Below are 11,287 nucleotides of genomic sequence, written 5' to 3' on the forward strand. Positions count from 1 at the left end.
CGGGGAGGGGGAATATTCCCCCTCGAAACTCTTCGAGTTTCTCATGCTCACTCCGTTCGCACTCCCCATTGTCCCCACCCCCCTGCGTGGCGATAGCCACCACGGTCCACTGGATCGGGCTTTTCCTCGCTATAGTTGCATTGTTGTCGTTGGTATCCCGGAATCGCTTTGACGAGAAGAGGTAATGCCTGCAACACGCAAGTAAGCCATTTCAGGCTCTGGACGCTTCAACAGGGACAGAATTTGATTGGCAAGGTAACATCGCACTCACCTACGGCTGCCCATAGATCAGCACCGCAGAGAGCACGATGAAGCCGAGCGTCGCGGCGAAGAAGACGGTCTCTCCGGTGCGGAGGGGTTTTTTCCTGATGTACAGGCCGGCATTCGCCCCGTATCCCCGGCAGAGCATGCTCGTGTAGGTGCGCTCGCCCTGCTCGTAGGACCGGATGAAGACTGTCCCGGCCATATAGCCGGCCTGGTGCAGCCGGTAGCGGTAGGGGAGGGTGCGGTCGAGGGGATCGAAGCACCGGGTCGCCATCGCGGTCCGTATCCTCGTAAACATCTCGGCAAAGACGAAGATGTAGCGGACCATCATCGCGAGCGTGAGGGTGAACTCCCGGGGCAGGCCGAGCCTCCCCGCCGCCTCGATCATATCCTGCATCTTCGTCGTCGACGAGAGCAGGATGATGAACGATACGCTGACGACGAACTTCACGAGGAGGACCGACGCGAACTCCACCGATTCCGCGTAGACCTCGATCCCGAACGGCAGGACTGCAATCGTATGAAAGATGTCGTAGTAGGGGTTTTTCACGAATATCTGGAACCCGGCCAGACAGATCCCGAACGGCAGGATGAGCGCGAGCCTCCGGAGGTAGACAACCGGTGAGAGGCTTGAAGCGGCCCAGAGTGCGGCGACAAGGCCGACGAGGACGGCGCCGAGTTCGTAGACCCTCGTCGAGTAGGGCACGGCCACGATGGCCACGATGGCGGCGAGGGCGATGAGGAGTTTTATCCTTGCGTCCAGCCGGTGGACGACGCTCGTCTGATATGCATACTTCTCGATGAAGTAGAGGTCGTCGATCATCTTCGTCTCGCGTAGGCTTCGAGGAACGATCTCTTCGCGTCCTCGTAGGTGTAGGCCATCTCGATGGCGACGCCGTTCTCCCGGAGCGACCGGATCAGTTTCGGTATGGGCGGCACATCAAGCCCTGTCCGGATAAGCAGTTCAGGCCGGGCGAAGACCTCCCCGACCGTCCCGGAGCCCACGACCCTTCCCTGGTCCATCACGTAGATGTAGTCCGCCATCTCCGCCACGAGGTCGAGGTGGTGGGTCGAGAAGACCACCGTCATGCCGTACTCCTCGGGCAGCCGGTTGACGAACGCCACGAGGTCGGCGACGCCCCGGGGGTCGAGCCCCGCAGTCGGTTCGTCGAGCACCAGCACCTGCGGCTCCATCGCGAGGATGCCGGCGATAGCGACCCGTTTTTTCTCGCCGCCCGAGAGGTGGTGCGGCACGCGCTCGCGCAGGTCCTCGATCCCGAGGAGGCGCAGCGCCTCCTCGACACGGTGGGCGACCGTCGTCTCGTCGAGGCCGAGGTTGATCGGGCCGAACGCAATGTCCTGCTCCACGGTGGGGGAGAAGATCTGGTCGTCGGGGTTCTGGAAGACGATCCCGACGAACTTCCTGACCTCGCGGACGTTCTCCTTCGTGATGGGCTCGCCCCTGACCAGCACTTCGCCCGACGTGGGTTTGAGGATGCCGTTGAAATGCTTGAAAAGGGTGCTCTTCCCTGCACCGTTCGGCCCGATGACGGCGATGCGGGATTTTCGCTCGGCAACGAAACTTACGCTCTCGAGGGCGTGGACGTCGCCGCGGTAGATATGGGTGAGGTCGCGGGCCTCAAGCAGGAGCATGATGGCAAAATGTGGGTTTTCAGGTATCTAGTTATCGGGCCGTGCGGAGACCCCGGCAACGGCGAATACCGGCACCAGTATGAGAATAATAAAGACGTGGGGGATGACCCGGTAGACCCGGGCCCGGCCCATCGATATAAATGCGTTAGGTAAATGCATAGCGCACCTGACTACGACTTTATCAACCGGTAAGTATTTGACGTACCCCCGATGCGAAAAGTATGCCCATTGCCCGGGCCAGCGCGGGTTTCAGGGCAAGTTTGCGGAGCAGGGTGCCCGGCCTGTCCATGTCGCCGTGCTCCACGATAGTCCTGATGAGATCCGGGTCGTCGAGTGCCCGGCAGAGGCGGTCGATCTCCTCCGGCGTCATTTTCTGCCGCATCTTAAGCGCTTTCATCCCGATATCGAGCTCTTTGCCGAAATCCTCCTTCCAGCGCCGCTCATAATCCCGGAGGCTCCCGTCGTCGAACTCCCCGTGCGCACAGCACGCAGCGGCGACGGCGGCCGCGTGTTTTGCGGACCGGACGCCGGTGTAGACCCCGCCGCCAGACGTGGGCTTTGCGAACCCCGCCGCGTCGCCGACGACGAGCGCCCGGCGGCCATAGGTCTGCGGCATGACCCCGAGCGGGATGACCCCGCTCACGAGGTGGAGCGAGTTTTGCCCGTAGCGGGCGGTGAACCGGTCGAAGTGGTCCTTTGCGTGCTCCCGTGCGCAGAGGCCGACACGGGCCCGGGTCGCCGAGACCGGGATCGCCCACCCGAAGAAGTCGGGCGATGCGTTGGGGTGGAGTTCCACGTAGCGTGGGTCCGTCTCGCAGGGAACCTCCGCCTGAATCCCGGCGAGGTAGAGCGCAGGGCGTTGCAGGCCGAGCATGCGGGCGACGGAACTCCGCGGCCCGTCGGCGGCGACGAGAAGGCGGAACGGGATCTCCTCGCGCCCGCGGACCCCCCGGGTCAGGAGGGAGGAGCCGCTGATGCCCGATGCGCTGGTTTTTGGGCGGAACTCCGCTCCGGCGTCCGCCGCCTTCTGTGCCATCTCCCGGTCGAGGAGGCCCCGGTCGACGACGTAGGCCTTCGTGACCCCGGCATCGAAGAGAAGTTCCCCGCCGAGACCCGAGACCATGCGTGCGCCGCTCACCTCGTTTAAGATCGAGCGTTTCGAAACATCGCACTCGGCAAACGCGGAGACCGAGAGCAGTCCCGCGCACTGCACCGGGTAGCCGATCGTCCCGTGCTCCTCGATGCAGAGCGTCTTGAGCCCCTCTTTTGCGCACGCCCGCGCCGCGGCGCTCCCGGCAGGCCCCGCGCCCACAACGACAACATCCCAGACCAGAGTATCATGCCCCGCACGAGTTGGTTCCCGGTTCGCCGATGGCGGCCCGGTTCCTGAGTAGAGTGGACGTTCGGTGACTTAAAAGGGAGCGGATGGTGGGAGTAAGAGTCATCGGTGATGAGCGGCTGGAGGACAGGAGTTTGGGGGACTGTGCACCTCCCACCTCCGCTGCCCGTTCTCCTGCCCTCCGGCCCGTTTCCTATTACACCTGGCGGTGCTCCTGCTCCTGCCCTTCGACAGTCGCATATCGCCACGCACTGCCCCCGCCCCTCGGGGCGGGGTGCGACGGGCCATGGGGCCGGAGCATGAGCACCGAAGGTGTGGAGGAGGAGCGCAAAGCGCGGGAGGGGTGGGGGTAATAGGGGATGCAGGCATAGCGAGTTTGAGCAGCAATGATGTGAGTTGTAGACAGGGGAGGGGGCATGCCCCCGTCGCACCTCCGGTGCTCAAGCTCGCTTCGCTCGCACTCCCCACCTGACGGTGGTCGAGCTCCGGGCGTTCGCACCTTCGGTGCTCATGCTCCCGCTCTGGCGACCGGTCGCATTCCGCCCATCACACTCCCCGTCAGCCCCTCCCCCAGTCGCGATATCAGGTGGAAAGCCGAGTATGGATCTGCTACAGACCCAATACCAATTTCATTGATCAAATTCAGGATTTAAACCCCTACAGATGCGAAGGGATGTCCTTTTGAGCCAAGGGAAATGCAACTCCACCACCTTACAGACCATAGGCCCAACCTATTTTCCCCCTACCAGACAGATAACATACCGTGATCGGCAGCCTGGACCCCGAACAGAACGAGCGCGAACGCCGGCTCCTCGACGCTATCCGGGCGGAGGGAGCGACCCCGGAGACCATCGACCTCTTCCGGGATCTCATCCTCTCGTACTTTCGGGCCCACGGCCGCGACCTTCCCTGGCGGCACACCACCGACCCCTACCGGATCCTGGTCTCCGAGATCATGCTCCAGCAGACGCAGGTCGAGCGGGTCGCCGTGAAGTACACTGAGTTCCTCAAACGGTTTGGGGACTTCGAGAGCCTTACCCGTGCCCCCAGAAGCGAGGTGCTCCTCGCCTGGCAGGGCATGGGCTACAACCGCCGGGCAATCGCGCTCCAGGAGACCGCACGGCGCATCATGGAGGAATACAGCGGCGACCTTCCCGCCGACGTCGAGACGCTCGCGACCTTCCCCGGGATCGGGAACGCGACCGCGTCGGCCATCTGCGCGTACGCATTCAACATGCCGGTCGTTTATGTCGAGACGAACATCCGGCGGATCTTCATCCACTTCTTCTTCCAGGACAGGGAGGGCGTCCGGGACGACGAGATTCTCCCGCTCGTCGAACAGGCCCTCTACCGCGAGAACCCGCGGGAGTGGTATAGTTCATTGATGGATTACGGCACGGTCCTGAAGAAACGGACGGCGAACCCGAACCGGAGGAGCGCGTCCTACTCCCGGCAGAGCCGGTTCGAGGGGTCCGACCGGCAGATCAGGGGGCAAATCCTCGCGCTCGTCCTCGAGGAAGGGACGGTCACGGAGAAGGAGGTGATCCTCCGGCTCTGCGAAGAGCCCGGGCGGGTGAAGAGGAACCTCGGCGACCTCGCCCGGGAGGGGTTCGTCGCCGAGAGCGAGGGTGCGTACACCTGCAGGTAAGGTTGATGACTGTACGGGATCACCCGGAGAGCCATGAAGATCGGCTACCCCTGCATCAACCGGAGCATCGGCTGCTCCTCGGGCCGCACGTTCCGGCTCTCCTCCTACTCCGACGAACGGCTGGAGGAGACCGTGCGGGAGAACCTCCGCTGTCTTTGTGAGATCCTCCGTTTCAATCTCAAAGAATGCATCCTCTTCTTCCGGATCGGCTCCGGCCTCGTGCCGTTTGCGTCGCACCCGGTCTGCACCGCCGCGTGGGAGGAGACCTTCGCGGAGACGTTTCGCGGGATCGGCCGGTTCGTCCGCGAACACGGGATGCGAGTCTCCATGCATCCCGACCAGTTCGTCGTCATCAACGCGAAAGACCCCGGTATCGTTGAGAAGAGCGTCGCGGAACTCCGCTACCACGCCGCCCTTCTCGACGCCATGCGCCTTGATAGAACCGCCAAAATCCAGATCCACGTCGGCGGGGTCTACGGCGATAAGAAGGCGAGCATGGAGCGGTTCGCGAGCGTATACTCCCGCCTCGACAAGAGCATCCTCCGCCGGCTGGTCGTCGAGAACGACGACTCGCGCTACACCCTGGCCGACTGCCTCCGCATCCACGAGGAGACCGGCATCCCGGTGCTCTTCGACGTCTTCCATCACACTGTCAACCCCTCGGGTACCGGGGTTGCCGAAGCGGTCGAACTCTCCGGCGCGACCTGGCAGCCTCACGACGGCATTCCGATGATCGACTACAGCACCGCGATGCCCGGCGGCCGGAAGGGCCGGCACGCGGAGACCCTTGATATCGCCGACTTCGAGCGGTTCCTCGCCGGGACCGTGCCGACGGATATGGACATCATGCTCGAGATCAAGGATAAAGAGAAGAGCGCTCTCGCGGCCGTCGGGATCGCCCGCCGGGATGGGCGGTTCCTCCTGCCGCGAGAGCGGTAAGTCCGGGCGCTCCTCCTCAGGGTGTAGCAACGTCTATCGTCGGCGGGACGAGTGCCGACGCTATCGCGTGGCAGATGCCGTTCGTGCAGAACGCATCGGCCTCGACTATGGGAACGCTGTTGACGGTGATACCCCGATCCGAAGACCGTATGACGAGATCTGTCCCGAGGCTCGACCTGACGGCGCCGATACTCCGGAGATCCTCCGAGGTCAACTGCCCCGGCACGACGTGGTAACTCACGATCAGGAGGAGTTTGTCCGCATCCTGCCGGATCTCGTCCATACGATCCTTAGGAACCCTCGAAAAGGCCTCGTTCGTCGGGACGAAGACCGTGAACGGCCCCCTCTCGCGGAGCATCGGTTCCATGCCGGCAATCCGGACCAGATCGAGAAACACGCTGAGGCTTTCGGAGTCCTCCAGGGTATCGATGATGTTCTTCATGCTGCTCTCTCCACGCACCGGATTACTTATACGTTCCGGCTACCCGCGTACGGCAACGGCTCTTGCAACGGGCGACAGGAGCAGTGCGGAGACCGCATGGCAGATCCCGTTGGTGCACCACGCATCGGCCTCCACGACCGCCACGTCGTTGACCAGCACCCCCTCCGGCGCAACCTCCACGGCCAGGTCACCTCCCTGAAGCGACCTGAGCGTCCGTATGCCAAGCAGATCAATCATGGAATGTACGCCCGGGACGATATGGTAGTTCAGGGTATCGCCGAGCCGGTCGGCGTCCCGGCGAATCGCCTCGAGTTCGGGCCGGGGAAGATCCCGGAACGCATCGTCGTCCGGGACGAAGAGCGTATAGGGACCTTCGGTGCTCAACCGCTCCTCCATGCCGGCCGTCCGTACGAGGTTAAGAAACACGTCAAACGATCCCGATTCACGCAGAGTCGCGAGGATACTCTTCATTTGAACCAACTCCCGGCGGGAGATGGAGGGGCGTGAGTATATAAAATTACGGATGGTTCCGCACGGTTTCGGGAGCCGGCAGGAGGCCGGATTCCGGCATCGCCCCATTCCCGTCGTCGGAGATGCGTCGGGCCCGAACCTACTTCTTCACCCGCGCCTCGACCGCCCGCGGCAGGAGCACCCTGTCGATGACGTGATAAATGCCGTTCGTGCACTCGACGTTGGGCTGGATGACTGCGGCATCGTTCAGTCGTATCGCGGAAGGGGGGCCCGCGATATCCAGGTGATCCCCCTGCAGGGTCCTGATCGCCTCCATCCGCGAGAGCTCGTGCGTGGTGAGTTTGCCCTGGATCACGTGATACCTGATCATCTCCGTGAGCCGCCCCCGGTCGGCCGTGATAGTGTCCAGCACCTCCCGGGAAAAGTCGGAATACGCCTCGTTCGTCGGAAACAATGCCGTATACTCCCCCCTTTCCAGGAGCGTCTCCGCCATCCCTCCGGCCTGCAGCATCGCAACGGAGGTGCTCAACCGGTCGTCTTCCCGGGCCGTCTCAAAGATACTCTTCATGGGTAACTCCCGGATCATTTGGCTAGATATATAAAAGTACGGACATGGTTGCACGGGCCCGGGGAGAGGGCATCGACCGAGAAAAGCGCCGTATATTGCTATCATCTCCCGCCGGGAGAAGTCGGAGTACGCCCCGCACCCGGAAAAAAAGGGTTTCTCGGCCGGACGGTGCGGTTCCCGCCCGGGCTTACTCGCTCACGGCCATGTAGGCCTCGTAAGCCTGCGAGAGCGTCGCGAAGGGAACGCTGTCGAGCGCATGGATAATGCCGTTCTCCGCCTCGATGTCTCCCTCGAGCACGACGGCCTCGTCCACCTGCGTGCCCCGGTCGGTGTTCCTGACCATGATGCTATTCCCTTCGACGGTCTGCACGACGTTTTTCTCAAGCAGCGCATCAAGCGTGCACTTGTGATTGCCGATCGTGAAGTAGTCGATCAGGTGCGAGAGCATCTGCCTGTCGTTTAGGATCATCGCCCGGTTCGGCTCGGGGATCGCATCCCATGCCGAGTCGACCGGAGCAAAGAACGTCATCGGCCCTTCCCCCTGCAGCATCTTCTCCTCACCGAGGGTCTGGATGATCTCGACGAGCCGGCCGAACCTGCCGTCGTTCTGCAACATATCAAGGATCTTCGCCATTACTAGGTACCTCCCTGCGGGGCGGTTCGTGGTATGTTCTCATATATAGGGATTATTATATGCCCAACGCCATAGAATTCCAGAGAGATACCCGCCTCCCGGGAAGAACAGGGAGTTCCGGCTGTCTCGGGAGTTCGAGCCGGGCATGAAAAACGTCACTCGCGGGTCAGGTCGGCGACATACCCTTCAAGGAGTTCGAGCGCCTCCCGTTCCCGGGCGCCGCCGCACTTCCGGGCGAGGCCGCTGTGGTGCTCGATCAGCCGCCCAAGCCACGGGTCGCGGTTCCTGACGTAGCGGGTGGCATGGACGGTAGCCTCCACGATGCTCGCAAACCCCCGGTTCACCGGGTGGAGACGGAGACCGAGCACCTCCTCTTTCAAGGGGCTGAGCCGCACGATGATCGACTCGTCGCCCGATCGCTCCACGTCGGCGGCAAACGCGGCCCAGGCCTCCGCGTCGCGGAGGCGGCAGACGGTCGTCCCGTCGATCTCTTCGGAGACGAAGGCGTCCAATGGAAGGTCGTCGAACGCGGTTTTGACGTAGATCACCGGGTCGAAGACGAAGTTCGCCACCACCCGGCGGTCCCGGCCGACGTTCCGGGCGGTGTGGCTGCCCCGGAACAGGACCATGTGCAGGGAGCCGTTCCGGTTGATGATCCCCATGGGAGCGGCGTTGTGGTCGGTTGTCGCGATCACCTCGTTGATCCCCTCGGTCAGCAGTCCCACTGCCATCCCTCCCCGAGCGCCACGTATATCCCGGCGATGGTGATGTCGGCAATCGAGCCCGGGTTGATCCCGGCCAGGACGCATTCGGCATCGAAGGCGGCAAGGTCGCGCCTCCCGTCGAGCACCTCCGCCGCAGCCCGCATCGTCCTCTCCGCCACGGCTTCCCCGTGCTTCTTCGCGATGAAGGTATCCGGCTCTGAAGCGAGGAGATCGAGGAACGCCGCGACGACCGACTCCCTGCCGCACCCGTGCGCGTGAAGCAGGTCGGCGCACCGGCGGGTCAGGGCAAATCCGTTCGTCCACTCCCGTGCGACCATGTCCCGGGGCGCCGAGTAGGACATGACGTCGGCAAGCGTCATCCCCCGCTCCCGGATGGCGGCGACCGAGGCCGGGTCGTTCACGTCCAGGTCGTCGCTCTCCGCCATCCGGACGCTCGTGAGAGCGAACGCTGCGTAGAACTCGACCGCGTCCTCGACATCGGTTGCGGCGACGACTGCCTGCGCCCCGTCGATATCTCCACCGAGAACAAGGGGGATGAGGAGAATGAACGCCCCGAAGTGGGTATTCCCCCCGGAGTGGCCGTTCGTGCACTGAACCGCCTCCCGGATGAGGGTCCCGACCCGGCCGCCGGTCTTTTCGGCTGCCTCGAAGACGGGACGGGCAAGAATGGCCGAAGCGAGGAAATGCTCGAGACGGGTATCCGGATAATCGTGGCACCTATCCACGTTCCCGGGCTTCGGGTAGGCGCAGACCTCGAGCATCATCGCCATCTGCGCACGTTCAGCTCGATTCGTCGGCAGATTCTCCTTCATCGAATATCCTGTGCATGATCTTTTCAGCGAGGCGATGCTTGCACCGCATGTACTCCCGCGCAGAGAGGCCCTTCTTCTCAAGCGTCATGTTGCGGAACATGCAGGGAGAACTGATCTTGCAGCACCAGGCGAGGCTCCCGAAACAGGTGTTCTTCCCGTCTTCGAGCGGGGTACCCTTCACCGCCTCCTGCTTGAACTTCAGGTAGTCATCGCGGGAGAGCCCGATCTTGTCGAGGGTAGGGATGAGCGGGCAGGCCTTCACCGGCATGCAGCAGAAGGTGAGCGCCTGATGTCCCCGCCGCGGCAGAGCTGTTTCGGGGCGTTGTACCAGCCGCCCTCCTCGGCCGACCGGGTGATGGCGGCATCGAGGCCGGCGAGCGTCCAGGCATCGGACTGCCGGGCAAGCGAGACGAGGTCCGCCCCGTGGGAGAAGGCGTCCATCGCTTTATCGAAGGTGGTGATGGAGTTGTTCGCGATCAGCGTCAGGGGAGAGGCGTTGCGGATCTGGCGGACCTTGTTGTGCCCGAAGTCCATCAGGTCGGCGTGGATGATGTCCGCCCCCGCCTTCCAGACGATGCGGGCGAGGTCGGCGTCGTTCGACGCGACACCGGCCCGGATCTTCACCGAGACGGTCACGTCCTCGGCTTTCAGGGCCCGGATGATCTCGACGAGTTTCGCCGGGTGCCGGAGGAGATACTCGCCGCACCCGGCTTCAACCATCGCCGGCTGCCTGCAGTGGGCGTCGATCTCGTAGACCACTGCGTCCTCGAACGCCCGGGCGACTTCGGCGTAGGAGGCGGGCGTGCTCCCGCGGAGGTTGATGCCCGTAACGACGTCGCTCTGTTTCAGGGCTTCAACCTCGCGACCCAGCGCTTCGAGAGGATCGTCGTACAAAAACTCTTTGCGACCTTCCTCTGCCATCCGCCGGCTTGCCTCGAGGGTGGGGGCGTCGATGGAGTAGCCCCCGATGAAAGCCGCCCCGATGTGATCGGCCCGCTCGAGAACATATGCCGCATCCACGATCCCGGCCATGGATGCTATTGCCACCGGTGTTTTCACGATCCGATCGTTTATGAGGAGTTCAAAACGATCATATGCTTCCATCATGCTTCTCCATTAGTTGGCGGTGAGAGAGGATATTGATTTGTGTCGAGTCCCGGCAGATCGTATTCCTCACCGGAGCGGTCGAGCGCACAACAGAGCCGGAAATCGTCTATCGAGATGCCCGGGGCGTTCCCGTAGTAGCCGAGCACCGTATCCCAGGGCATGAGGTACGCCTCCTTCGCCTTCCCCGCACCGAACCGGAACTCCACGGCAAGGAACCCCCGGCGGCCGGTCTTGCTGATAAAGTCGGTGATTGCATCGATCTGGTGGACGTTGTTCCTGTCGGAGTGGAAGTGCTGGGAGAAGTAGATCTTCTTGCTCGAGATCGACTTGCACTCGATGGCCAGATAGTAGCGGGGGTCGAGGGAGTCCACGAGGACGTCGACGTACTGGGTATTGAATTTGCTCTGCTTGAGCCGGTAGGCGAACCCGTGGATCTGCCGGTGCGTGAAGAATCGGTTGATGCAATAGGTGATCTCCCGTTCGAAGTTTGCCATCAGATAAGTTTTAGATCGGGGCCTTAAAAACAATCGGTAATTATTTTAATATAGCATCGTAGTACCTTGTAACATATGGCTCTGAAAGGCATGTTACTGGTTGGACACGGGAGCAAGCTCCCCCACAATAAGGAACTTATCGAGACCACCGCAAAACTCATCACGGAAAAGACGGACGATTACATCGTCAA

At 62.6% G+C, this 11,287-nt stretch carries 12 protein-coding genes and 1 pseudogene; 2 read left to right on the forward strand and 11 right to left on the reverse strand.

All coding sequences use genetic code 11. The features are described from left to right. Positions 1-271 precede the first annotated feature (271 nt). The 3 genes from cbiQ to EI28_RS07280 form a co-directional block, all read right to left on the reverse strand. The gene (gene cbiQ, locus EI28_RS07270) at positions 272-1,087 is read right to left on the reverse strand and encodes a cobalt ECF transporter T component CbiQ (protein WP_048113893.1); all 816 of its coding nucleotides are present in this window, start codon (positions 1,085-1,087) and stop codon (positions 272-274) included. Then, positions 1,084-1,917, reverse strand: coding sequence for an ATP-binding cassette domain-containing protein (locus EI28_RS07275; protein WP_048113895.1), 834 nt, complete (start codon positions 1,915-1,917; stop codon positions 1,084-1,086). Before EI28_RS07275 ends, cbiQ begins: the two co-directional genes overlap by 4 nt. A 181-nt stretch (positions 1,918-2,098) precedes the next feature. Beyond that, positions 2,099-3,250 (reverse strand): NAD(P)/FAD-dependent oxidoreductase, encoded by a 1,152-nt coding sequence (locus EI28_RS07280; protein WP_048113896.1) that lies wholly within the window; start codon positions 3,248-3,250, stop codon positions 2,099-2,101. 769 nt (positions 3,251-4,019) lie between these two features. On the opposite strand from EI28_RS07280, the gene EI28_RS07285 reads away from it, so the two are divergent. Together EI28_RS07285 and uvsE are read left to right on the forward strand one after the other, a co-directional pair. Further along, positions 4,020-4,904, forward strand: a complete 885-nt coding sequence (locus tag EI28_RS07285; protein WP_082223115.1) for an endonuclease III — start codon at positions 4,020-4,022, stop codon at positions 4,902-4,904. Positions 4,905-4,937: 33 nt separating this feature from the next. Next, complete coding sequence (gene uvsE / locus EI28_RS07290) at positions 4,938-5,843, forward strand: UV DNA damage repair endonuclease UvsE (protein WP_048113898.1); 906 nt, start codon at positions 4,938-4,940, stop codon at positions 5,841-5,843. Positions 5,844-5,859: 16 nt separating this feature from the next. Here uvsE and EI28_RS07295 read toward each other — a convergent pair whose 3' ends face one another. From EI28_RS07295 to EI28_RS07330, 8 genes and pseudogenes are all read right to left on the reverse strand, one after another. Next, the gene (locus EI28_RS07295) at positions 5,860-6,285 is read right to left on the reverse strand and encodes a fasciclin domain-containing protein (protein WP_048113900.1); all 426 of its coding nucleotides are present in this window, start codon (positions 6,283-6,285) and stop codon (positions 5,860-5,862) included. 39 nt (positions 6,286-6,324) lie between these two features. Then, a complete protein-coding gene (locus EI28_RS07300) occupies positions 6,325-6,756 on the reverse strand; it encodes a fasciclin domain-containing protein (protein WP_048113901.1) in 432 nt (143 codons plus the stop codon). 139 nt (positions 6,757-6,895) lie between these two features. Further along, on the reverse strand, positions 6,896-7,324 hold the full coding sequence (locus EI28_RS07305; RefSeq protein ID WP_048113903.1) for a fasciclin domain-containing protein: 429 nt from the start codon (positions 7,322-7,324) through the stop codon (positions 6,896-6,898). Positions 7,325-7,511: 187 nt separating this feature from the next. Beyond that, positions 7,512-7,958 carry a fasciclin domain-containing protein gene (locus EI28_RS07310; protein WP_048113905.1) on the reverse strand — a complete coding sequence of 149 codons (447 nt, stop codon included), beginning with the start codon at positions 7,956-7,958 and terminating at the stop codon, positions 7,512-7,514. A gap of 155 nt (positions 7,959-8,113) precedes the next feature. Next, positions 8,114-8,683 (reverse strand): DUF447 domain-containing protein, encoded by a 570-nt coding sequence (locus EI28_RS07315; RefSeq protein WP_052379698.1) that lies wholly within the window; start codon positions 8,681-8,683, stop codon positions 8,114-8,116. Then, positions 8,671-9,495 (reverse strand): triphosphoribosyl-dephospho-CoA synthase, encoded by an 825-nt coding sequence (locus EI28_RS07320; RefSeq protein WP_048113909.1) that lies wholly within the window; start codon positions 9,493-9,495, stop codon positions 8,671-8,673. Before EI28_RS07320 ends, EI28_RS07315 begins: the two co-directional genes overlap by 13 nt. Beyond that, positions 9,464-10,602: pseudogene (locus tag EI28_RS07325) on the reverse strand (methanogenesis marker 9 domain-containing protein). Before EI28_RS07325 ends, EI28_RS07320 begins: the two are co-directional and overlap by 32 nt. Next, positions 10,599-11,096: a Holliday junction resolvase gene (locus tag EI28_RS07330; RefSeq protein ID WP_048113911.1), complete on the reverse strand. Its 498-nt coding sequence runs from the start codon at positions 11,094-11,096 to the stop codon at positions 10,599-10,601. The pseudogene EI28_RS07325 and the gene EI28_RS07330 overlap by 4 nt, the downstream one beginning before the upstream one ends. Positions 11,097-11,287: the final 191 nt, after the last annotated feature.

It is taken from the genome of Methanoculleus sp. MH98A, from assembly GCF_000691865.1.
Lineage (GTDB): Archaea > Halobacteriota > Methanomicrobia > Methanomicrobiales > Methanoculleaceae > Methanoculleus.